The 24,701-nt window shown below is 73.2% G+C and carries 6 protein-coding genes; 3 read left to right on the forward strand and 3 right to left on the reverse strand.

The window, feature by feature from the left end; all coding sequences use genetic code 11:
* Positions 1–17 precede the first annotated feature (17 nt).
* Positions 18–2,267, forward strand: a complete 2,250-nt coding sequence (locus tag WME85_RS28180; protein WP_437825525.1) for a cyclic nucleotide-binding domain-containing protein — start codon at positions 18–20, stop codon at positions 2,265–2,267.
* 42 nt (positions 2,268–2,309) lie between these two features.
* Here WME85_RS28180 and WME85_RS28185 read toward each other — a convergent pair whose 3' ends face one another.
* The 3 genes from WME85_RS28185 to WME85_RS28195 all read right to left on the reverse strand — a co-directional run bounded on the left by WME85_RS28185 (position 2,310) and on the right by WME85_RS28195 (position 8,297).
* Positions 2,310–3,740 carry a cytochrome P450 gene (locus tag WME85_RS28185; RefSeq protein ID WP_437825526.1) on the reverse strand — a complete coding sequence of 477 codons (1,431 nt, stop codon included), beginning with the start codon at positions 3,738–3,740 and terminating at the stop codon, positions 2,310–2,312.
* 20 nt (positions 3,741–3,760) lie between these two features.
* On the reverse strand, positions 3,761–5,404 hold the full coding sequence (locus tag WME85_RS28190) for a lipoxygenase family protein (protein ID WP_437825529.1): 1,644 nt from the start codon (positions 5,402–5,404) through the stop codon (positions 3,761–3,763).
* 355 nt (positions 5,405–5,759) lie between these two features.
* Positions 5,760–8,297, reverse strand: a complete 2,538-nt coding sequence (locus tag WME85_RS28195) for a lipase maturation factor family protein (RefSeq protein ID WP_437825530.1) — start codon at positions 8,295–8,297, stop codon at positions 5,760–5,762.
* Between the two features lie 761 nt (positions 8,298–9,058).
* On the opposite strand from WME85_RS28195, the gene WME85_RS28200 reads away from it, so the two are divergent.
* Complete coding sequence (locus WME85_RS28200; protein ID WP_437825532.1) at positions 9,059–15,748, forward strand: SDR family oxidoreductase; 6,690 nt, start codon at positions 9,059–9,061, stop codon at positions 15,746–15,748.
* Positions 15,745–24,639 carry a beta-ketoacyl synthase N-terminal-like domain-containing protein gene (locus tag WME85_RS28205; RefSeq protein WP_437825533.1) on the forward strand — a complete coding sequence of 2,965 codons (8,895 nt, stop codon included), beginning with the start codon at positions 15,745–15,747 and terminating at the stop codon, positions 24,637–24,639. Before WME85_RS28200 ends, WME85_RS28205 begins: the two co-directional genes overlap by 4 nt.
* The last annotated feature ends 62 nt before the right edge of the window (positions 24,640–24,701 follow it).

A 24,701-nucleotide genomic window follows, 5' to 3' on the forward strand; every position in this document is an offset into this window, starting at 1 on the left:
CCCATGAGGTTACTGTAATGACGCTTCAGACCACGACAGCGAATGGTGGACAGGCCGGCGGCCGAGCGACACAGGTGGACGCGAAGGACCAGGCCGAGCTGCAGGAGGTCATCTCGATCTCTCCGTCCTTTCGAGCGCTGAGCGAGCAGCACGTCGACGCGCTGCTCCGCGCGGCGCGCGTCGAGCGGATCGCCGCCGACACCCTCATCGGGCGGGAAGGCGAGAGGTCCGAGCGCCTCTTCCTCATCCTGAAAGGAGACGTGGACGCCTTCTGGGGCGAGGCGCTGCGCGAGGTCCTGCTCAACTACAACCGCGGCGGCGTCTTCGGCGGCGGCGCGCTCCTCGACGAGGAGAACGCGTACTCGTACGCCACGAGCCGCGAGACGCTCGTCGCGAGCTGGGACAAGGACGCGCTCCGCCGCGCCGAGGCCAGGGCGCCCGGGCTCCACGCTCAGCTCCTCAAGCGCCTCTCGATCGGCGTGCGGCTGGCCGAGCTCGCCGAGCTCCTGCAGCACGCTCCCCTGTTCCGCAACTCGAGCTCCGTCCTCCGTCACCGGCTCCTCCAGGAGATGACGCTGCTCGATTTCCGCTCCGGGACGACGATCTATCAGGCGGGCGAGCCGGCGAACACCTGCTACCTCGTCGTCAACGGCGAGGTGGAGGCGAAGCACCAGGTGCCGGAAGATCAGGTGGAGAAGATCACGGTCATCGGGCGAGGTGCCGTGTTCGGCGACACGGATCTCCTCGCCTCGGGCAAGCGCACGGAGACGGCCGTGGCGCAGAGCGACACCGAGGTGCTCGCCATCGATCGCATCGACATCGAGGCCCTCCGGCGCGCCTGCGGCTCGTTCCGCCGCGCCGTCGTGGCGCGGGCGGGGTCGTCCGCCGTCGCGGCGAGGCCGCAGGATCTGGTGCTCGTGGTCAACCGCACGCCGTACCCCACCCGCTCCGTCGCCTCCCTGATACCCGCCGCGTTCGGGGACGCCGGGGAGAAGAACGTCGCCATCCTGGAGGTCGCCCCCGAGACGGCCGGTGCCGCGGCGGACAACGTGCTCAGGATCCCGAGCGACCCGACGCGCGCCCTGCAGGTGCTGGACGCCGTCGCGCAGCGGATGGGCCACAGGTATCTGGTCCTGTACACGACGATTCCGGGCGCGCTCGACTGGCTGGCGGAGCCCGTCTGGGACAAGATCATCGACAACCGCGTCTCTTCGGCCGTCTACTTCACGGACGACCTGCGGCAGCCCTTCCCCATCGAGACGCCCCAGCTCTCCCCGGTGCAATACATCGAGGTGCGCTCGCCGGGCAGCGAGAAGGAAGTGCACATGGTGCGGAGCGGCTCGATCCGGCTCGTCGTCGACGGCAAGCCCGGCTCGGATCTGCTGTACACGTCGCTGCCAGCGCAGAACCGCGCCGCGCTGCAGCGCCTCGCGCGGACGCTCGCGCGCCAGGTCGTGGGCGTGGCCCTCGGCGGCGGCGCCGCCTGGGGCTACGCGCACGTGGCGCTCCTGCGCGCCCTCCACGACGCAGGGATCCCGATCGACATGGTCGCGGGGACCAGCATCGGGGCCGTGGTCGCCTGCGCCTACGCGAGCCGAGGGCTCGATGGGCTGGACTCGATGGTCAAGCTCGGGAAAGATTTCGCGATCTGGCACGCGATCGCGCCGATCACGCGAAAGCCCCTTGAAGGCCTGGTCGAGAAGAAGCTCATCGCGCACAAGTACCTTCAGGACATGCCGTTGCCGACGCTCCCCGTCGCGGTGGATATCCAGCGGGGCAGGGCGCGGGTCTTCCGTCACGGCCGGGCGGTCCACGCGATGTTCGCCAGCACCGCGATACCGACGTTCATCATCCCCGAGATCCAGGACGGGGCCCGGTACGTGGACGGAGGCATCGCCAACAACGTGCCGGTCAGCGCGCTCGTCGAGGAAGGGGCCGACTTCATCATCGCGTCCAACGTGATCCCTCCGCCGAACCGCCTGGCGCGCGAGCTCCACAAGTCAGGCATCACGCGGATCCTGTCGCAGCTCTCGCCGCTCGGGCGGACGAAGGACGGCCTGCGCGCCATGTTCCTGTTGATGCACGAGGCGGGCAATCGCCAGGCCACCGCCGCCCAGATCACGTGGGCTCCCTCGATGGGAAAGTTCACCATGGTGGACAGCCACCTCGCGGCCAAGATCGTGGAGCACGTGCAGCCGACGCTGCCGCCCTTCATCGAGTCCGTGAAGAACAAGTACACGGCGTTCTGCCGGAACCGCGACTTCTGAGGCTCGCCCCGGCGTCGAGGGGCTCGCCCTCGACGAGGAGAGCTATGGAGCCTCTCGTGCAGGCACGCTCAGCCTGCGCCACCGCCGGGTGACGCGCGCCCGGATGCCGTTGCGAGGGGCCATCGTGCCCGCCGTCACCTTGGTCGCGTACTCGGCCGGCGGGAGCAGCTCGATGTCGTAGCTCGCGAGGATGCTCGCGGAGATCATCTTCGAGCAGATCAGGGTGAAGGCGTCGCCGACGCACGTGCGCGGGCCGAACCCGAACGGGATGTAGTGGCCCGGCGGCGGCTCCACGAGGAAGCGATCGGGGTCGAAGCGCAGCGGATCCGGCCACACCCTCGGGTTCCGGTGCACCGTGAAGGGGAGGATGAAGATCTGCGTCGACGCCGGCAGGCGGTGGCCCCCGAGCATCACCGTCCGGTCCGGCTTCACCTCGCGAACGAAGCCGGGGACGACCGAGTAGAGCCGCATGGCCTCCTTGACCACGCGATCCAGCAACGTGAGCCCGCGGAGCCGGGCCAGATCGATCCTGGAGCCGACCTCGGCCGTGAGCGCGTCGATCTCGCTCCGCAGGCGCTGCCCGACGTCCGGATACTTGCACGAGGAGAAGAGGAACAGCGAGGCAGAGATGCCGACGTTCCGCATGCCCGCGAAGAAGACGTTGGAGACCTCGTCCCGGATGTTCTTGAAAGGCATCCGGAACATCCGGTGCTTCGCCATGTAGGAGAGGAGATCCGGCCCGTCGCCTCCGAAGCGCATGGCGTCGCGGACGCGCTGCGCCACGAACGAGAGCCAGCGGTGGCGGTGGTACCAGAAGACCGGATCAGGAGAGAACGGGACAGGCAACCCGCCGCGCCGGGAGATCTCCTTCAACATGGCCTGGTGATGCACATACTGGCGGGAGGTGAGGCCGGTCCCGAGCACCGCGCGGCCGAAGACCTGGAAGGCCATCTGGACGCAGTCCTCGAACAGATCCGTCTCCACGGAGTCCGAGCCGCAGAGCAGCGCCTCCATGTGCGCGGCGACCACATCGCCGATCATCGGCAGGATGCCCTCGTACCATTGATTGATATCGGGCCCCTCGAACGGGTGGTGCGCGCGCTTGCGCTGCCAGTCCGCGCCGCCGATAGCGCGGAACACCGAGCGGCCCATGATGGGCGCCGTCGCGCCGCGCGGGACGTTCTTGTGGTAGTCGTCGGCGTTCGAGACGAGGATCTCGCGGATCAAGGCCGGGTCGTTGACGAGGAGGCTCGGCTTGCCGAAGAACCACCAGACGAGGTAGTCGCCGTACTCGCGGTGCCACCGGGCGAACACGTGATGAGGCTCCCCCCGGGCCAGCTCCAGGGTGTTGCCGAAGGGGAACGTCGGCGGCGGCCCCGGGAGCCCGTCGAGCATCGACGCCTTGCGCGCGAAGAAGAACCGGAAGAGCCGCGCGGTCAGGCCGGGCGCGGCGGGAGGTACGGTGGTCAACATGGGCGGTCCTCGCGGCGATGTCAGATATCGACGCTCTGCGGGATCTTCGACGGCAGGAGGAACTCGTAGGGCACGTCGCGCATCGCGTTTCGCTCGCCGATCGCGGACTCGACGTCCCGGAGGCGGGCCTGGAACTCGCTCAGGAGCGGCGCCACGCGCGGGTCGCGGAAGTGCCGGCGCGGGTAGTACCCGAGCCGCGTGTGGCCGACGGCGGCCAGCCGATAGCCGAGCTCTAGCTGCTGCTCCGCGCGCTCGAACGGCGGCAGCATCGCGAGCCACTCCGCCTCGGTGACGTCCTCCTTCGTCGTGGGCGCGGGGAGGTACGCCGCCATCGGGGACGCGGGCACGAAGCTCATGATCGGGCCCTGCGGGTAATTGAGCGCCGCGTGCTGAGCGCTGCTGTTGAAGATGATCAACGTGACGAGGTCGCAGAGGTCCTCGACGGTCGCGAGGCTCTCGGCCTCGTAGCGCAGCCGGCCCCCTTCCCACGAGGTCGCGTCGGCGAGCCATGCGCGGAGCTCGCCGTCGAGGAGCACGTCCGCCGCGCTCCGGTAATAGAGCGCGAGGTACGAGCACACCCAGTGCCGGATGGCCCCCCAGACGAGGAGCGCGTCGTCGCGGTACGGGTAATCCGGGAGGGCGGCGGCGTCGTCCACGCCGCGCAGCGCGAAGGCGCGCGGGAGCATGAGATCGCGGAGCGATGTCCCGTGCACCGTCTCGGCGGCGATCCGTCGCGTGGCCCGGATCGACCCCGACATGATGTCGTCGACGAGCGTCCCCGGCGCGAGCAGGCCGTCGACCGCCATGTCGTTGATATAGAGGGTCCCGGCGAAGTGCGGGTCGAGCAGGACGTACAGGGGATGTCGCTCGGACATGTTCCGGTACATCGCGACGTTGAAGGCCCCTGCGACGAGGTGCGTGATGCCATGGTAAGCCGGCTGGTGGTGCGCCACGTCCGCGACCTCCACGATGGTCCGCGCCATCATCCAGGCGTACCCGTCCGCCGGCGTGAAGATGGGCGCGTCGGGGCCGCTCTGCTGCTCGCACTGGATGGCGATGGCGCGGAGCGAGCCCGCCCCCCTGGGGACCGCGAAGAGGGCCAGCGGGGCGTGCGAGAACTTGCCCGGATCGGGCCAGTCCTCCGGATTCTTCGGCGCCACCATGCTGTAGTCGGCGAGGTAGAGGCGCCCTTCCGTGCGGGCTGCCTCGAGGCTGTCGCCCTCGAAGCCGGGCACCGCGCGGAGGTGCGCGTCGGTCACCGGGAAGCTCGGGTTCGGCGCGGTCATGCGCCGGATGATCATGGGATTGAGCCCGGCGACGCGCAGGCGCGAGAAGGTCGCGTCATCCCGGAACGTCCGGGCGATAGGAGGCACCGGCAGACACACGAACATCCGCTCGTAATCGCGGATCGACGAGGCCTGGCCGACCCGCGGGGCACCGACGAGCCAGCCGAGGAGCTGATTGAGCTTCGTCAGGTAGAAGTGGAATACGTGCGCGAGGATCCAGCGCAGGCGCGGCCGGTTCCGGGGAGGGACGACCGTGGACAGCGCGACGCCCGGCAGGAAGTCGTGGGTCCATTCGTAGGTCTTCCGGGCCGCTTGAATCGCGGCGATGCGCTGGGCGGGAGCGTTATCCGCTCGCGGAAGGCAGGGTACGGAAACCATGACGATTGGATGCGAAGCCTACATTTCGGCCGCTCGGACCGTCAAGCACCCATTGCATCGCCGGACGCGAGCGGACGCTGCCGCGCGCGGAGCGCTGCTGTCGAAACCCTCGTGTCACAAATCAGCAGTGGTCGTGCTTGACCCATTGACGCGCTCAGCCACCCAGGGTTGGCGCGGCGCGAAGGCCTTCCTAGATCGACAAACGGGTTGAAACCACGAGAAAAAGCAGAATTTTCACAGGGAGGCGGGGAGGCGGGGAGCGAGAGACGGCAGGAGAAAGAACTTCATTTTTTTCTTCCTCCCCGCCTCCCCGCCTCCCTGTGAAAATTCTTCGGGTTTCAACGTGATCGGTGTTCTAGGATGAGGCCACGCGAGCTTCGTCGCTGACGAGCGCCTCGCCTTCCTCTCGCCATATACCGTCCTCACCGAAAACCATGCGCGGGAGGCGGAGCTGCGGCGCGAGGCGCGCCTCTTCGCCCCATCCGGTGATGAGGCGGAGCTCCGGGTGATGCGCAAGCTCGCGCGCCAGGGAGAAGACGGGCGGGATGATGCCGAGGTTCGGCGGGTCGACCACCTTCGGAAACGAGAAGAGCACGTGGAAGCGGTTGGCGTGGCGCGCGACCACGCCGTAGTTGACGGCGCCCTCGAGGAAGAGCCCGTTCTCCAGCGTCAGGTCCTGGGCGATCCGGCGCAGCACGGCGATGTCGAGGCCGACCTCCTCCGCCGCCGCGGCCATCGAGCGCCGCCCGCGCCGGGAGAGCGCGAAGCGCGTCGGGATCGGCGCGCCGGGCACGAAGCTCCCCGCCGTCATGCGCTCCCACGCCTCGCGGCCCTCGATCAGCATGAGCCGGTGCACCGCGAGGCCGAGCTGGAACGGCGACCGCAGCGGGCCGCGCGGGAAGGCCGCGAGCGCCTGGAGCACCGTCTCGGGGTCGGCGCCTCCGGGGAGCGAGCGAGGATCGGGCGCCGGGTCGGAGGTCGATCCGACGCCGATGACGTCGCGCAGGAAGTGGCTCGCCGGCCGCTCGAACACCGCCTCCCAGCGGGCGAGGAGGTGCACGGTGAGGCGCGCGAGCGTGAGCTGGAAGCCGCGGACCTCATCGCGGCTGAACCGGCGCCGGACCGCCAGCGCCACCTCCGGCAGGTACTTCCATTGATGGGGATCGCCGCCGCGATCGCCCGTGGCCGCGGCCGCCGCGGCAGCGTCGCGGACGAAGGGGAGGAAGGTCTCCCAGAGCTGCTCGTACTCCTCGCTGGAGACGCCGGTGCAGCGGCGGGCGGCGCGCCGGAACACCGTCGCGTCGAAATGGAAGAGCTCCGGCGTGGGGAGCCACTCGGTCCACACGCTGTCGTCCCGGCCGGTCGCCGGGATGTGATACCCGACGTGCTGGCGGCGCCACCAGTTCCCGGTGCGCACCTTCTCCTCGATCGTCGTGGAGGAGACGCGGTAGAGCGCGACGCGGATCTGGCGCGGCGGCTCGTCGGGGAACGGGTTGTTCTTGAGGAGCGGCAGCACCGCCGAGTCCCGCTCGAGGAGCCGCTGCGCCATGCGGTCGAGCATCATCGAGGACGGCGTGAACCAGTAGGGGTTGTTGAAGTTGACGCTGGAGAGGTAGCCGCACGCCTCGACGCCGAACACCTCGTAGAACGACAGGCCCTCGAGGCGCGGGTGGTGCGGCGCGACGAACTGCGGCGCGTCGTCCTCCGTGGTCATCTGGAACCGGAAGCGGTACGTGCGCCACTCCTGTCCGTCGAGGCTCCCCTCGATCACCGGGAGCCAGCGCAGCGGCGGCGCCGGGTGCGCGCCGAACACGCCGTAGGAGCTCAGCACGCGCGCCGGAGCGATGGTCCGGAGCAGCGCGAGCAGCGCGCGGAGCGGCCGCCACGGGACCCGGCGGAACGCCGGCCAGTACAGGTAGCCGGCCGAGATCCAGCTGTCGAAGGGGATGTAAATGAACGCCCCGAAGAACAGGATCGGGAAGACGAGCGTGAAGGGGAGGTTCTCGGGGCTGAGGAGGTCCGGCCGCGCGAGCGCCGCGGACAGGCTCGACGAGTGATCGAACGCGGCGACGCAGAGGACGATCGTGAGCATGTTGAAGAAGCCGAAGCTGCTCGTGATCTGGATCGCGAGCATCTGCCCGATGATGCCCGCCGCGCCCACGAGGCGCGTCGGCCCAGGCACCAGCACGAGCAGCGGGCAGAGCAGCTCCGCGAACGCGACGAACGCGATCATCGAGCGGTGAAAGAGATTCGGCAGCTTGCTGGCCCACCACCCGATCGGGCTCGTGCTCGGAAGGCTGATCAGGAAGAAGCGGGTATACAGCGTCATCCGGAGGTTGAACCGGGCGAACTTCTCCTTCCCGAAGCCGAAGACGATGCGGAAGAGCAGGAAGTGGAACGCGAACCTGAGCAGCGGGTGCGGCACCGCCGCGGCCGAGACGTCCGGCAGCAGCGAGAGCGGCGGGAGGAACAGGGCGAGGAAGCCCAGCTCCAGGATCGAGGCGTCCCAGGGGTAATGCAGCCGCAGCGCGAACTGGAACGATAGCTGGACAGCCCAGCACACGAGGAGGGCGAACGGCGTGGCCGGGCCGCCGATCATCACCGCGACCGACGCCGCCATCCCGGAGAGCACGACGGCGCGGATCGCCGTGTCGCTGCGCGCGAGCCAGAGGAGGCTGGGGTTGAGCTGGAGGCAGCGATACCAGGGGAGATCGCGCCGCATCCGATCGAGCTGCGCCGTGATCGGCGCGATCCCGCGAGACCCCACGAAGGGGATCGCCTGCATGTACATCGACACGAAGCAAGCGAGATAGACGAGCCCGACGCCGCGCGTGACGCAGCCCCACAGCACGCGCAGCCCGTCGTCGGATGTCAGGTGCTCATACACCATCATGTTTCCCTCACGTATCCACGGGAGCCACGGGCCCCGAGACGATCCGAAGGGCCGGCAATCGCCACCGGCCAGCGGCGAGACATTACAGGATTTTGCGGAAAATCACGCCTGTGATGATTCAGCCCGCGATCATCGCCCGCCGGCACGCCGCGCAGCGAGGCAGGTATCGACGCTCTCGACGCGCGGGCGCGGGTGTGCTGCGCGTCGCTCCAGGATCCGGGATATCGCTCTCCACCTCTCCGGAACTGCCCGACGGGCGGCGCTGCCCAGGGCGGTCTCTCGGGGGGGGGCGGACATCACCCACCGCGCAAAATTAACGTCCTGAATATAATAATTCCAACCAGAGCGCCATCGAAAATGTAAATTATGTTACAACAAGCTACTGTATGTCATAATTTTGTAAGCCTCTGAAGGATCTCATTGTCGTGGGCAGAATGGTTGGATAACCGACGAGGGCGTGCTCTTTACAAGCCCAGGCCACGTCCCTGCCGCTGCGTGTCGCCACGGTGTCGCAAGGCTGCCTGATGGCGGAGTCAATGGCAGGCCAGAGCAATCCTGGGCTGCCGGCGTGAGGCTCCGCGCCCCGGTGGGCGCGGGCTGCGCGCGGGCACCGAGGTCGAGCGCGCAGGGCGCGCGCCATGGGCCAAATACGCCGTCATCGAGGCGGCTCGGGCGGGCGCGGGGACAGCCACGCTCTCCCGACGCGCTCCGCGACGATCTCGAGCCTCGTTTTTCCTCATAAACCGCTCGTTGGGTACCACATGCCGCACACTCCCGTTGCCATCGTGGGCGCAAGCGCCCTTTTCCCCGGCTCCACGGACTCCCTGGGGTTCTGGCGAGACATCCTCGCAGGGCGCGACCTCATCACCGATGTGCCGCCCTCGCACTGGCTCGTGGAGGACTACTACGATCCCGATCCCTCGGCGCCCGACAAGACCTACGCGAAGCGCGGTGCGTTCCTGTCGAGCGTGCCGTTCGATCCGATGGAGTTCGGCGTCCCGCCGAGCATCCTGCCGGCCACGGACACGTCGCAGCTGCTCGCGCTGATCGTCGCCCAGCGGGTGCTCGACGACGCGACGCAGGGGCAGTTCGCGGCGATGAACAGGGAGCGCGCGAGCGTGATCCTCGGCGTGACCTCGGGGCAGGAGCTGCTCAGCACGATGGTGAGCCGGCTGCAGCGGCCGATATGGCTGAAGGCGCTGCGCGAGTCGGGCATCCCCGAGGACGAGGCGAAGGGCATCTGCGACCGGATCGCCCGCGAGTACGTGCCCTGGCAGGAGTCGACGTTCCCCGGCCTCCTCGGCAACGTGGTCGCCGGCAGGATCGCCAACCGCTTCGACCTGCGCGGCACGAACTGCGTGACCGACGCGGCCTGCGCGAGCACGCTGTCCGCGCTCTCGATGGGGCTCGCGGAGCTCGCCACGGGGCAGTCGGATCTGGTGATCGCCGGCGGCGTCGACACCATGAACGACATCTTCATGTACATGTGCTTCAGCAAGACGCCCGCGCTCTCGAAGTCGGGCGACTGCCGCCCGTTCGCCGACGCGGCCGACGGGACGCTGCTCGGCGAGGGGATGGCGATGGTGGCGCTCAAGCGCCTCGAGGACGCCGAGCGCGACGGGGATCGCGTCTATGCCGTGATCCGCGGGATCGGGTCGTCGTCGGACGGCAGGAGCAAGAGCGTCTACGCGCCGCTGCCGGAAGGCCAGGCGCGCGCGCTCCGGCGCGCCTACGAGGCCGCGGGTTACGGGCCGGACACGGTGGAGCTCGTCGAGGCGCACGGCACGGCCACGAAGGCCGGCGACGTGGCGGAGTTCGAGGGGCTCCAGATCGCGTTCGGCGAGAGCGGCCGGGCGGACCGCCAGTGGTGCGCGCTCGGGTCGGTGAAATCGCAGATCGGACACACGAAGTCCGCCGCGGGCGCGGCGGGGCTCTTCAAGGCGGTCATGGCGCTGCACCACAAGGTGCTGCCGCCGACCATCAAGGTGGATCGCCCGAACCCGAAGCTCGATATCGAGAAGAGCCCGTTCTACCTCAACACGCAGTCGCGGCCGTGGATCCGCGGCGCGTCGCACCCGCGGCGCGCGTCGGTGTCGAGCTTCGGGTTCGGCGGGAGCAACTTCCACGTGACGCTGGAGGAGTACACGGGGCCGGGCGCGCGCGCGTTCCGCCTCCGGACGAGCCCGACGGAGCTCGTGGTGCTCTCGGCCGAGAGCGCGGCGGGCCTCGCGGCGAGGTGCGAAGAGGCCGCCCGGAAGGCGGCGGACGCCGGGCTCGCCGCGGCCGCGCGCGCGTCACAGGCGGCGTTCAGCGCCTCGGATGCGGCGCGCCTCGCCGTGGTGGCGAGCGACGCCGACGACCTCCGCGTGAAGCTCGAGCAGGCGCGCGCCCGCGCCGCCGCGCAGCCGGAGGTCGCGTTCTCGACGCCGACGGGGATCCACTACGGCGCGGGCGCGCCGGCGGGCTCCGTCGCGTTCCTCTTCCCGGGGCAGGGCAGCCAGTACGTCGGCATGAGCGCGGACGTGGCCATGGGCTTCGACGCGGCGCGCGCCGTGTGGGACGAGGCCGCCGCGACGCGCTTCGAGGGCGCGGGCGTCCACGACGTCGTCTTCCCGCGCCCCGGCTTCACGGACGCGGACCGGCAGGCGCAGGCGCAGCGGCTGACGTCGACCGAGTGGGCGCAGCCCTCGATCGGCCTGACCAGCCTCGCGCTGCTCGCCGTCCTGCGCGGGGCGGGCGTGAGCCCCGAGCACGTGGGCGGCCACAGCTTCGGGGAGATCACGGCGCTCTGCGCGGCGGGCGCGCTCGCCGCGTCGGACCTGGTCGCGATCGCGCGGCGGCGCGGCGAGCTCATGCGCGACGCGTCGACGACGCCCGGCGCGATGACCGCCGTCGCGCGGCCGATCGACGAGGTGCGCGCGCTGCTCGTCGAGCTCGAGAGCCCCGTCGTCGTGGCGAACCACAACCACCCCGCGCAGGTCGTGCTCTCCGGCGCCGAGGAGGAGATCGCGCGCGTCGAGCGGCACCTCGCCGCGAAGGGCGTGACCGCGAAGCGGCTGCCGGTGGCGACCGCGTTCCACAGCCCGCTGGTCGCGCCGTCGAGCGGGCGCTTCGCGGAGTTCCTCGCGGGGATCCCCTTCGCCACGCCTTCCACGCCGGTCTGGTCGAACGCCGAGGCGGCGCCCTATCCGACGGACGCCGCGTCGATGCGCGCGCTGCTCGCCGAGCAGATCGCGCGGCCGGTGCGCTTCGTCGAGGAGATCGAGGGGATGTGGGCCCGCGGCGCGCGGACGTTCGTGGAGGTCGGCCCGGGCTCGGTGCTCACCGAGCTCGTCGGCCGCATCCTGCAGGACCGCCCGCACGCGGCCATCGCGCTCGACCGCAAGGGCAAGCACGGGGTCACGAGCTTGCAGGAGGGCCTCGGGCGGCTCGCCGTGGCGGGCGTCGCGGTCGACTTCGCGCCGCTGTGGGACGGCTACGCGCCCGAGGCGGCGCCGAAGAAGAAGCCCGCCATGACCGTCCCCATCAACGGGGCGAACTACGCCAAGCCGTATCCGCCTCCCGGCGGCGCCGCGGCGCTGCCGAGACCGAACCCGCCCCGCCCGAAGGAGGCGCCCGCCGCGCCGCCGGCCGCGACGAGCTCGGCGCAGGGGATCGCGCCCGCGGCGGCGCCCGCCGTTGCGTATACGGCCGCGCCCGCGGCGGCGCCCGCCGTGGCGTATACGGCCGCGCCCGCGGCGGCACCCGCAGCTGCGTACACGGCCGAGCCCACCGCCGCGCACGCGGTCGCGCACACGCAGGCCGCTGCGAGCGACGCGCTCCCTCCGTGGGTGCGCGCCTACGAGGAGTACCAGCGCCACGCCGCGGAGTCGCACGCGGCCTACCTCAAGTCGGTGGCCGACACCCACGCGACCTTCCTGCGAACGGTCGAGACGTCGTTCTCGGATCTGAGCGCGCTGGTCGGCGGACAGCCGCTGCTCGGCGCGCCATCGTTCGCGCCGCCGGCGACCTCCCTCGCGCCCCGGGCCGCTCCCGCGTCGCTCGCAGCTCCCGCGCCGCTCGCAGCTCCCGCGCCGCTCGCAGCTCCCGCGTCGCTCGCAGCGCCCGCGCTGCACCCGGCCGCCGCGGCGCCCGCGCCGCTCCAGCTCCTCGCGGCGCCCGCGCCCCCTCCCCCCGCCGCTGCCGCCGCAGCGACGCCTGCTCCCGCGGCGACGGCGCAGCTCGAGGCGCTGATGCTCGCCGTCGTCGCCGAGAAGACCGGATACCCCGCCGAGATGCTCGCCCTGCACATGGAGCTCGAGGCAGACCTCGGCGTCGACTCCATCAAGCGCGTCGAGATCCTCTCCGCCGTCCGCGAGCGCGCTCCAGGCCTGCCCGAGGTCAACCCCGCCGAGATGGCCGCCCTGCGCACCCTCGGACAGACCGTCGACTACCTCCGCGCCCGCGCCCCGCAGGCCCCCGCAGCGGCTGCGGCGCCAGCCCCCTCCGCCGCAGCAACGGCAACCCCCGCCGCGCCCGCCGCGGCAGCCCCCGCGCTCGCCCCGGCCCAGCTCGAGGCGCTGATGCTCGCCGTCGTCGCCGAGAAGACCGGATACCCCGCCGAGATGCTCGCCCTGCACATGGAGCTCGAGGCAGACCTCGGCGTCGACTCCATCAAGCGCGTCGAGATCCTCTCCGCCGTCCGCGAGCGCGCTCCCGGCCTGCCCGAGGTCAACCCCGCCGAGATGGCCGCCCTGCGCACCCTCGGACAGACCGTCGACTACCTCCGCGCCCGCGCCCCGCAGGCCCCCGCAGCGGCTGCGGCGCCCGCGCCCTCCGCCGCAGCAACGGCAGCCCCCGCCGCGGCAGCCCCCGCGCTCGCCCCGGCCCAGCTCGAGGCGCTGATGCTCGCCGTCGTCGCCGAGAAGACCGGATACCCCGCCGAGATGCTCGCCCTGCACATGGAGCTCGAGGCAGACCTCGGCGTCGACTCCATCAAGCGCGTCGAGATCCTCTCCGCCGTCCGCGAGCGCGCCCCAGGCCTGCCCGAGGTCAACCCCGCCGAGATGGCCGCCCTGCGCACCCTCGGACAGACCGTCGACTACCTGCGGAGGCGCTCGGGCGCTCCCCCCGCGCCCCGGGCCGAGGCGCCCGCGGCACCGAAGCACGGGAGGATCCTGCGCTCCGTGGTGCTCGAGGAGCCCGCGCCGGCCCCGGGGCTCACCATGTCCGGGCTCCTCGGCGCGCGCCGCGTCGTCATCACGGACGACGGCGGGGGCGTCGCGCCGCACGTCGCGCTCGCGCTCTCCGAGCGCGGCGTCGCCGCCGACGTCGTGGCGTCGGTCTCCGGCGAGCCGGACGCCGTGATCTTCCTCGGCGGGCTGCGCCAGGCGCCCACCGTCGACGACGCCGTGGCCGTGAACCGCGAGGCCTTCATGGCCGCCCGCGCGATCGCGCCGCGCTTCACGGCGGCGGGGGGCGTCTTCGTCACCGTGCAGGACACGGGCGGCGACTTCGGCCTGTCGGGGCGCGACGCGCCGCGCGCGTGGCTCGCAGGCGTCTCGGCGCTGGCGCGCACGGCGGCGCTCGAGTGGCCGAGCGCCTCGGTGAAATCGATCGACGTCGAGCGCGGCGAGCGCGGGCCGGAGGAGATCGCGCGCGCGATCGTCGACGAGCTCTTCACCGGCGGCGCGACGCGCGAGGTAGGCCTCCACGCCGACGGGTCGCGCACCACGCTGCGCTGCGCCCCGCGGGAGGTCGCCCCCGGCGGCGCCGTCGCGGCGCCCGGCGACGTCGTCGTCGTCTCCGGCGGCGGCCGCGGCGTGACGGCCGCCTCGATCGTCGCGCTGGCGCGCCGCGCGCCCCAGCGCATCGTCCTGCTCGGCCGCTCGCGCCTCGAGGACGAGCCGCCCGCGTGCCGCGGCGTCGAGGGCGACGCGGGCCTGAAGCGGGCGCTGCTCGCCGAGGCCAGGGCGCGAGGGAGCGCGCCGTCCCCCGCGGAGCTCGGCGCCACGGTCGCGCGCGTCCTCGCGAACCGCGAGATCCGCGCGACGCTCCACGCGATCCGCGCCGCGGGCTCCGAGGCGCGCTACGTGCCGGTCGACGTCAAGGACGCGGGCCGCCTGCGCGAGGCGCTCGACGAGGTGCGAGAGAGCTGGGGCCCGATCACCGGGATCGTCCACGGCGCCGGGGTCCTCGCGGACAAGCTCATCGCGGAGAAGACGCCCGAGCAGTTCGATCGCGTGTTCGACACCAAGGTCGCGGGCCTCCGCGCGCTGCTCGACGCCACGGAGGGCGACCCGCTGCGGTGGATCGCGCTGTTCTCGTCGATCGCCGCGCGCGCCGGCAACCTCGGCCAGTGCGACTACGCCATGGCCAACGAGGTGCTCAACAAGGTGGCCGCGGCGGCGCGGCGCGCGCGCGGCGGGCAGCTCGTCGCCAAGGCGATCGGGTGGGGACCGTGGGAGGGCGGGATGGTGACGCCCGAGCTCAAGGCGCGCTTCGACCAGATGAACGTCGCGCTGCTCCCGATCGAGGAGGGCGCGCGGCGCTTCGTCGAGGAGCTCGAGGGCTCGCCGGACGAGGTGGAGACCGTCGTCGGCGGGGCGCTGGAAGGCGGCCCGCTCGGCGCCGCCTCCGCGGCCGCGATGTCCGTCGAGGTCGCCGTGCACGGGCGGTCGCACCCGTACCTCGGCGACCACCGCGTGGGCGGCAGGCCCGTCGTGCCGGTGGCGATGGCCATCGAGTGGTTCGCCCGCGCGACGCGGTCGTTCCGCCACGACGCCGGCCCGATCGTGCTGCGCGATCTGAAGGTGCTGCGCGGGATCAAGCTGGAGCACTTCGAGAACGGCGGCGACCGGCTCACGGTGCTGTGCACGCCGCGCGCGAGCGACGGCGGGGAGGAGCTCTCGGTCGAGCTGCGCGGGCGCGACGGGGCGCTGCACTACAGCGCCACCGCCGACGTCTCCTCGCGCCCGCGGCGCCTGCCCGAGCGCGCGCCCGACCCCTCGCTCGGCGCGTGGCGCCACGAGCATGTGTACGACGGCCACGTGCTCTTCCACGGCCCGAGCTTCCAGGTGGTCCGGCGCGTCGATGGCGTCTCGCGGGAGGGGATCGTCGGGAGCCTCACGGGCACGCGCGAGCGGGGCTGGTCGCCCGAGGCGTGGCGCGTCGACGCGGCGGCGCTCGACGGCGCGCTGCAGCTCGCGCTCCTGTGGTCGCGGGACGTCCTCGGCGGGGCCTCGCTGCCCATGTCGATCGCGGCGCTCGAGAGCTTCGTGGACGTGCTCCCCGAGGGCCCGATCCGCTGCGTCGTGCACGGGCGGCAGGTGCTCGAGGCGCGCGCCGTGTGCGACATGACGCTCGAGGACGCCTCGGGCCGCCCCATCGCGGCGCTCCGCGGCGTCGAGACGATCCTCCGCCCGGGCGAGGCAGCCGCCCGGAACGGCGCGCAGGCGGGTGTCGCGTCGTGAGGTTCGAGCCGATCGCGATCGTCGGGCAAGGCTGCGTCCTGCCGGGCGCGCTCTCGCCCCGGGCGCTCCACGAGGCCGTGCGCGCGCGTCGATGCGCGGTGACGGGCGCGCCGGAGGGCCGCCTCCGGCTCTCGGCCGCGCACGCGATGGGCCCGGCCGATCAGGCCGGCGATCGCATGTGGAGCGACGCGGGCGGCTACGTCGAGGGCTTCGAGCCCGCGTTCGACGCGGCCGGGTTCCGGCTCGACGAAGGCGCCGGGCGCGCGCTGGATCCGTCGCTGAAGTGGGTGCTGCACGCAGGGCGCGAGGCGCTGCGTCCGCTGGGCCACGAGCGGACGTCGGCGCGCGCGGGCCTCGCGCTCGGCAACCTCTCTTTCCCGACGCCGGCGATGGCGCGCTACGCCGAGAGCGTCTGGCTCGACGCCCAGGGCGCGGCGTTCCTCGACGGCGCCGCGCGCGGGCTCGCGGCGTCCGAGCGGCCGGATCCGCGGAGCCGCTTCATGTCGGGGCTCCCCGCGTCGCTCGCGGCCGAGGCGCTCGGCCTCGGCGGGGGCGGCTTCGCGCTCGACGCGGCGTGCGCTTCCTCCCTGTACGCGATCAAGCTCGCCTGCGACAGGCTCCACGATCGCACGGCCGACCTGATGCTCGCGGGCGCCGTGAACGCCGCGGATCCGCTCTTCTTGCACATGGGGTTCTGCGCGCTCGCCGCGATGAGCCGCTCCGGGACGAGCCGCCCGTTCCACCGGGACGCGGACGGGCTCGTCCCGGCCGAGGGCGCGGCGATCGTCGCGCTCAAGCGCCTCGCGGACGCGCGCGCGGCGGGCGATCGCGTCCTCGGCGTGATCCGGGGGATCGGGCTCTCGAACGACGGCCGCGGGCGGGGGCTCCTCTCGCCCTCGGAGGAGGGCCAGATCCGCGCGATGCGCCTCGCGTACGCGGGGGCGGGCCTGACGCCGGCGGACGTGTCGCTGATCGAGTGCCACGCGACGGGCACGCTCGTGGGGGACGCCACCGAGGTGCGCTCGACGGCGGCGGTCTTCGAGGGGCAGCGCGACGTCCCGATCGGCTCGCTGAAGTCCAACCTGGGGCACCTGATCACCGCCGCCGGCGCCGCGGGCCTGATGAAGGTCCTCGGCGCGCTCGAGGCCGGCGTGCGCCCCGCCACGCTGCACGCGGAAGCGCCGATCGAGGCGCTCCGGGGCTCTCCTTTCCGCCTGCTCGCCGAGGAGGAGCCCTGGCCCTCGGACCGCCCGCGCGTCGCGGCCGTCAGCGCGTTCGGGTTCGGCGGCAACAACGCCCACCTCCTCGTCTCGCAGGACGACCCGGGGACCGCGCCGGCGTCGTTCGTGCCGGCGCGCCCGAGGCCGGCCGTCGCGATCGTCGGGATCGGCGCGAGGCTCGGCGACACGACGGGCGCGCCCGAGGCGGCGCGCGCCGTGCTCGGCGGCGAGTCCTGGAACCCCCGGCGCGCGGAGGTGGCCGTCGCGCAGGACGGGCTGCGCTTCCCGCCGCGCGACCTCGAGCAGACGCTGCCGCAGCAGCTCCTCGTGTTCGAGGCCGCGCGCGAGGCCACGGCGGGGATCAGCGTGCCGCGCGAGCGGACCGGCGTGCTCGTCGGCATGGGGTGCGACCCCGAGGTGGCGCGCTACGGGCTGCGCTGGCGGCTCGCGGACCTCGCGGACGCGTGGTCGTCGCGCGGGGGCCACGAGGCGCCGCCGGACTGGCTCGGGCGGGCGCGCGACGCGGTGCTGCCGAAGCTCACGGCGGTCGGCGTCCTCGGGACGATGCCGAACATCCCCGCGAACCGGATCAGCAGCCAGCTGGATCTCGGGGGGCCGGGGTACACGGTCTCCGCCGAGCAGGCGTCCGGCGTGGTGGCGCTCGAGATCGCGGCGCGGGCGCTGCGCGAGGGCGAGCTCGACGCGGCCGTCGTGGCGGCCGTGGACCTGTCGGACGAGCCCGTGCACCGCGCGGCGCTCTCGGCGCTCGGGATCGAGACGCCGACGGGCGACGCGGCCGTGGCGCTCGTGCTGAAGCGCCTCGACGACGCCCGGCGCGACGGCGACCACGTGCTCGCCGAGCTCGACGAGGAGGGCGCGCCGGCGCTGCGCGTCGGCGACGGCGACGGCGCCGTCGACCCCCTCGCGCGCGGCGCGGCGCACGCGGCCGCGGGTCTCCTTCACGTCGCCGCGGCCGCCTGGAGCGTGCACCACGGCGCGCGTCCCGCGCCCCACAGCGACGCGCGCGGGGCCGCGCCTTGGTTCGGCGCCCGCACCGCGGAGACCCGGACGCGGGTGCTCGGGGGCGCGGACGCGTCGGTGCGGCTCTCGGCGCGGGGGCCGGCGGCGCCGCTCGGCTTCGAGCCGCCGCCGCGCCTCTTCGTGTACGGCGGCGCGGATCGCGCGTCCGTGCTGCGCGCGCTCGCGGAGGGGCGCCCGTCGGAGGCAGGCCCGGCCCGGCTCGTGCTCGTCGCCGCGGACGAGGAGCAGCGCGCGGCGCGCGCAGCGCAGGCGCGGCTGCACCTCGAGAAGGGCGGCCCGGCGCCCGAGGGCGTGGCGTACCGGGACGCGCCGGCCGGCGGCCAGCTCGCGTTCGTGTTCACGGGGGCCGCGGCGTCGTACGCGGGCATGGGACGCGAGCTCGCGCTGGCGCTGCCGGACGTGACGGCGCGCCTCGGCGAGCGGTTCGCTTCCATGGACCAGGCGGCGAGGTGGATCTTCGAGCCGCCCGTGGCGCCGGGCCACCCGCTCGATCAGCTCTGGGCGAGCGCGTTCCTGTGCCAGCTCCACGCCGAGGTGTCGCGCGGGGTGCTCGGGCTCACGCCCGACGCGACGGTCGGCTACTCGTCGGGCGAGAGCAACGCGCTCTTCGCGACGGGCGCGTGGCGGGACCTCGACGCGATGATCCGGGACTGCTCGGAGAGCCCGGTGTTCACCACCGAGCTCGTCGGCGAGTTCGCGGCCGCGCGCCGCGCCTGGCGCAAGCTCGGTGGCGGGGCGCTGGAGGCGTGGAGGGCGTGGAGCGTCGCGGCCCCCGTCGAGGCGGTGCGCGAGGCGCTTTGCGGCGAGCCGCTCGCGCACCTCACGATCGTGAACACGCCGGAGGACTGCGTGATCGGCGGCGAGGCGTCCGCGTGCGAGCGGGTCGTCGAGCGGCTCGGGCGCGGGCGCGCGATGCCGCTCGGCTACGAGATGGCGGCGCACTGCCCGGAGATCGAGGAGATCCGGCAGGCGTGGTACGACCTGCACCACCGCGCGACGTGGGAGGTGCCGGGCGTGCGCCACTACTCGGCGGGGCGCGCGACGGCGTTCCAGGCGACCTCCGACGCGGCCGCCGAGGCGATCACGGCGCAGGCGCTGGGGACGCTGGATTTCCCGCGCATGATCGAGCGAGCGTGGGCGGACGGCGTGCGCGTGTTCCTGGAGCACGGGCCGCGCGGGCTGTGCAGCGGGTGGATCAGGCGCATCCTGGGGGATCGCGAGCACGTGGCCGTGCCGCTCGACGTGGCGGGCCGGAGCGGCGTGCAGCAGCTCGCGAACGCGGCGGCGTGGCTCATCGCGGCCGGCGTGCCCGTGAACCGCGGCGCCCTCGAGCGATCGCTCGGCGCGGCCAGCGTGCCCCCGGCGCCGCAGCGCGCGACGCTGAAGATCCCGGCGCATCCGCCGGCGATCCGCCTGCCGCCCCTCGAGCAATGGATGGCGCCCGCGCCGCGCCTCGTGCCGGTGCTCGACGACGCCACGGCGGCGCCGGTGAAGGCGCCGGCGCCCTCGCCGGTGCACTTCGCGGCGCCCGCACAGGCACGGGCCGCGGTGCCCTCGCTCGCGCAGGCCGCGGTGCCCTCGCTCGCGCAGGCCGCGCCGCCCTCGTTCGCGCAGGCCGCGCCGCCCTCGCTCGTGCAGGCCGCGCCGCCCGCACCGGCGCGGCTCTCCACGAGATCGCCGGCGACCTCGATCGGCTCGCCCGCGGGCGAGATCGTCGCGCGCGCCACGGAGCAGCAGGCGCGCCTCGGCGCGCTGCACCGCGAGTTCCTGGCGTCGCAGGCCACCGCGCACGCGCAGTTCCTCGCGCTCCAGCAGGGCCTGCTGGGGCGCTTCTTGCGCGCGTACGGGCCCGCGGTGAGCCCCCCTCCCCCGCCGCCCCTTCCCTCGCTGCCGCCGGTCGCGCCGCCCCTTCCCTCGCTCCCGCGCGCCGGCGAAGACACAGGTCTCCCGGCGCCCGCGCCGGTCTCTCCCGAGGCCTCGGCGGATGCGTCGGCGGTCGACGGCCCGGCGGCAGGCCGACCCCTCCTGCCCGGCCCGAAGCTCGATCGCGCGCAGCTGGAGGTCCTCGCCTCGGGGAAGATCTCCTCGGTGTTCGGGCCGGCGTTCGCCGAGCAGGACGGGTTCCACCGTCAGGTCCGCATGCCGATGCCGCCGCTCCTGCTCGCGGATCGCGTCACCGGGATCGACGCCACGCCGGGCTCGATGGGCACCGGCACCCTCTGGACGGAGACCGACGTCACGGAGGAGAGCTGGTACCTGCACGTGGGCCGCATGCCCGCCGGGATCATGATCGAGGCGGGCCAGGCCGATCTCCTGCTCATCTCGTGGCTCGGGGCCGACCGGCTGAACCGCGGCGAGCGCGTCTACCGGTTGCTCGGCTGCGAGCTCACCTACCACGGCGAGCTCCCGGAGCCCGGCGATACCCTCGCGTACGACATCCACGTCGACGGCCACGCGAAGCAGGAGAACATCCGGCTCTTCTTCTTCCACTACGACTGCCGCATCGGCGGGGCGCTGCGGCTCTCGGTGCGGAGCGGCCAGGCCGGCTTCTTCACGGACGCGGAGCTCGCGGCCTCGGGCGGCGTCCTGTGGGACGCCGCGACGGCGGAGCACGACGCCACGGCCCGGCTCGATCCGCCCGCGGTCGCGTGCACGAAGCGCTCGTTCACCGCAGACGACGTCCGCGCGTTCGCCGACGGCCGCGCCGCCGACTGCTTCGGGCCGGGGTACGAGCGGGCCCGCACGCACGTGCGCTCGCCGCGGATCCAGTCCGGGCCGATGCTCCTCCTGCGCGAGGTCACGGAGCTCGACCCGCGCGGGGGCCCGTGGGGCCGCGGCTACCTTCGCGCCGAGGCGCCGATCTCGCCCGACGACTGGTACTTCACCGGCCACTTCCTGAACGACCCCTGCATGCCCGGCACCCTCATGTTCGAGGGCTGCTTGCAGGCCATGGCCTTCTACCTCGCGGGCATGGGCTTCGCGGTCGACCGCGACGGCTGGCGGTTCGAGCCGGTCACCGGGCACAAGATCGCGATGCGCTGCCGGGGCCAGGCGATCCCCTCGTCGCGGCGGCTCGTCTACGAGGTCTTCGTCGAGGAGGTCGTCGCCGGGCCCGTGCCCACCGTCTACGCCGACCTCCTCTGCACGGTGGACGGCCTGAAGGCGTTCCACGCGCGCCGCGCCGGGCTCAAGCTCGTCCCCGGCTGGCCGCTCGACGAGTGGAGCCGGCTCCCGCTCGCCTCGGCGGCGGATCCAGCGCACCACGCGGCCGCGCTGGACCTGCGCCGCCTCGGGGGCCTCCGCGGCTTCGCCGCGAGCAAGCCTCCGGCGTCGCACGAGGGGTTCCCCTTCGACTACCCCTCGCTCCTCGCGTGCGCGTGGGGGCGCCCCTCCGCCGCGTTCGGCCCCATGTACGCGCCGTTCGACGGGCCGCGCAAGGTCGCGCGCCTCCCCGGCCCGCCGTATCACTTCATGTCCCGGATCACGCGCGCGGACGCGCCGCCAGGGCAGTTCCGCGTCGGCGTCACGATCGAGGCGGAGTACGACATCCCCGCGGAGGCCTGGTACTTCGACGAGAGCGGGCACCCCGCCATGCCTTGCTGCGTGCTCATGGAGGCCACGCTCCAGCCGTGCGGGTGGCTGGCGAGCTACGTCGGCAGCGCGCTCACGACCGACACGGAGCTCCTGTTCCGCAACCTCGACGGGACGGCGACGATGCCGGCCGAGATCCTCCCCACCGCGGGCACGCTGCGCACGCGCGTGAAGATCGTCGACATCTCGCGCTCGGCCGGGATGATCATCCAGTCGTTCGAGGTCGAGAGCTTCATCGGCGACACGGTCGTGTTCCGGATGAACACCGTCTTCGGGTTCTTCCCCAAGGAGGCCTTCGACAACCAGGTCGGCCTGCCCGTGAGCGCCGAGGACCGCGCGCGCATCGACGGCGCCTCTTCGTACCTGCTCGATCTCCGGCGCCGGCCCGCGCGCTACTTCGACGGCGCGCCCAGGCTGCCCGCGCCCATGCTCTGCATGCTCGACCGGATCACGGCCTGGGCGCCGGACGGCGGCAAGAAGGGGCTCGGCTGGGCGCGCGGCGAGAAGGACGTCGACCCCGCCGAGTGGTTCTTCAAGGCGCACTTCTTCCAGGACCCCGTGCAGCCCGGCTCGCTCGGCATCGAGGCGCTCGTCCAGCTGCTCCAGTTCGCGATGATCGAGCGGAACATGGGCGACGGCGTGCCGGGCGCCCGGTTCGAGCCCATCGCCATCGACCGCCCGCTGGTCTGGAAGTACCGCGGCCAGGTCGTCCCGGCGAACCGCCGCATCACCACCGAGATCGACATCCTCGAGGTGGGCGAGGACGCGCGCGGCCGCTTCGCCGTGGCCGAGGGCTCGCTGTGGGTGGACGGGAAGCGCATCTACCACGCCCGCCAGCTCGCGATGCGCATCGTGCCTGGCGGCGAGCCGGCCGCGCGGTCGCCGCGCGAGGAGGTCCTCGATCCAGCGATCGACACGTGGCTCGGCGACCATCGACCGACGTGGACGCTCCCCGCGCTGCCGATGATGTCGATGCTCGACCGCCTCGCGGCCGCCGCGACGCGCGACGCCGCGCGCGGGACAGCGCAGCGCGTCCTCGAGATCGCCGACGTCCAGGTGCAGCGATGGCTGCCGTTCCCGGGCGGCCCCGAGCGCCTCCGCGCCGAGGTGAGCGAGCGCGACGGCGCCCGGCACGTCACCCTGCTCGCCTTCCGGGAGGCGCGCGACGCCGCGCTGTCGCGCTTCGAGCCGGTCGCGACGGGGCTCGTGCGCCTCGGCGCGCAGTTCCCCTCCCCGCCCGCGCCGTTCCCGCCGCTCCGCGACGCGGTAGAGACGGAAGACCCGTACGCGTCGGGCGCGCTGTTCCACGGCCCGTCCTTCCAGATGGTGCGGTCGCTGCGCCTCGGCGCGGGCGGGGCGTCCGCGCTCCTCGACGCGGCGGAGCGCGGCGTCCCGCGCGGCGCGCTGCACCAGGGGCTCCTCGACGCGCTCACCCACGCGATCCCGCACGACGATCTCGCGCGCTGGTCTCCGGACATCCCGGACGATCACGTCGGATACCCCTACCGCATCCCGTCGATCCGCTTCTTCGGGGAGCTGCCCGTGTCGGGGGAGGCTCAGGTGGAGGTCCGCTTCGCCGGCTTCGACGGCGAGCCTCGGTTCCCCAGGTTCGATGTCCAGCTCCTCGTCGGCGGCGCCGTCCGCGCGGCGCTCACGCTCGTCGACGTGCTCCTCCCGAAGGGGCCAATCGGCCGCGCGAGCCGCGCCGAGCGGCGCGCGTTCCTCCGCGACCGCCGGTTCGTCCCGGGGGTGCGCCTCGCGCGTGTGCGTGTCGAAGACGACGCCACCGTGGCCGCGCTCGAGGACGTGAAGCCGAGCGACTGGCTCCCTGGCAACGTGGCGCGGATCTACGGCGCCGCGCCCGGCGGGGACCTCGTCGCCGAGGTGGCCGTGCGGGACCACGTCGCGCGGCGCGCCTTCGTCCACCCGAGCGCGGTGCGCCCGAGCGCCGACCTCACGAGCGCCACGGCGACCATGCGCCCGCTGCGCCGTCACGCCCTGCGCGTCGCGCGCGACGGGCACGCGGTCCGCGTCACGGAGCCGCGCCCGCCGGCGATGGATCTCTCGCCCGTCGAGGCGCACTGGCGCGCCTGGTTCGGCATCGGCGCATGGCCCGTCGAGGATCTCTACTACGGCCTCATCGAGCGCTTCGTCGGCGACGTGGTGATCGCGGATCCCGAGGCGTGGGGCCGAGCGCGCGGGCGGAGCTGCCTCTACCTCGCCAACCACCAGGTGGCGGTCGAGTCCCTCCTCTTCTCGGTGCTCGTCTCGGCGCTCTCGGGCGTCTCGACGGTCACGCTCGCGAAGGCGGAGCACCGGGGCACCTGGGTGGGCGAGCTCATCCGGCAGAGCTTCACGTACCCGGGGATCACTGACCCGGGCCTCATCACGTTCTTCGACCGGGAGGACCGCGACTCGCTGATGCGGATCATCGGCGACCTCGCGATCGACATGGCGCAGCGAGGGAAGAACGTGATGGTGCACGTCGAGGGCACGCGCGCGCTCTCGTGCCGGAAGCCCGTCGTGAAGATGAGCTCGTCGTTCATCGACATGGCATTGGCGGTCGGCGCCCCGATCGTGCCCGTCCGGTTCGTCGGCGGGCTCCCGGTCGAGGAGCTCCCGCGCCGGCTCGAGTTCCCCCTGGGCTGCGGGCGCCAGGATTTCTGGATCGGCCGCCCCTTGCTCCCGGAAGAGCTATCCGCGCTGCCCTTGAAGGAGCGGAAGCAGGTCGTGATCGACGCGATCAACGGCCTCGGCCCCGCGCCCCTCCACGAGGAGCCGACCCCGCCGGATCCCGCCTTCGCGGACCGCGTGGACGCGTGGGTGGCGCGCACCGGGGCGAGCCCCGAGCGCGCGACGCTGCTCGCCACCCTGGACGCGCAGGCCGACTACCGCTCCGAGGCGACGCGTCAGCTCGTCGAGGGCGCGCGTGCGGGGCAGGTCCCGCGCGACGCGTCCCCCGAGGGGCGCTGGCTCGCAGGCCTCGCGCGGTGGCTGCTCGGCGCCGGCGGCGCGCCGGAGGCTCCGCCCGCGCCGTGAACGGCGCGCGCCCTCTGCCCGGTGCCCGAGGGCAGCGGGGCGCGCGCCAGCAGAAGACCGGT

Source organism: Sorangium sp. So ce1153 (assembly GCF_051521595.1).
GTDB lineage: Bacteria > Myxococcota_A > Polyangia > Polyangiales > Polyangiaceae > Sorangium.

What these genes read in the sequence shown, in the direction of transcription:
- WME85_RS28180 (WP_437825525.1), top strand. Translation starts at nt 18, where the DNA reads ATGACGCTTCAGACCACGACAGCGAATGGTGGACAGGCCGGCGGCCGA.
- WME85_RS28185 (WP_437825526.1), bottom strand. Translation starts at nt 3,740, where the DNA reads ATGTTGACCACCGTACCTCCCGCCGCGCCCGGCCTGACCGCGCGGCTC.
- WME85_RS28190 (WP_437825529.1), bottom strand. Translation starts at nt 5,404, where the DNA reads ATGGTTTCCGTACCCTGCCTTCCGCGAGCGGATAACGCTCCCGCCCAG.
- WME85_RS28195 (WP_437825530.1), bottom strand. Translation starts at nt 8,297, where the DNA reads ATGATGGTGTATGAGCACCTGACATCCGACGACGGGCTGCGCGTGCTG.
- WME85_RS28200 (WP_437825532.1), top strand. Translation starts at nt 9,059, where the DNA reads ATGCCGCACACTCCCGTTGCCATCGTGGGCGCAAGCGCCCTTTTCCCC.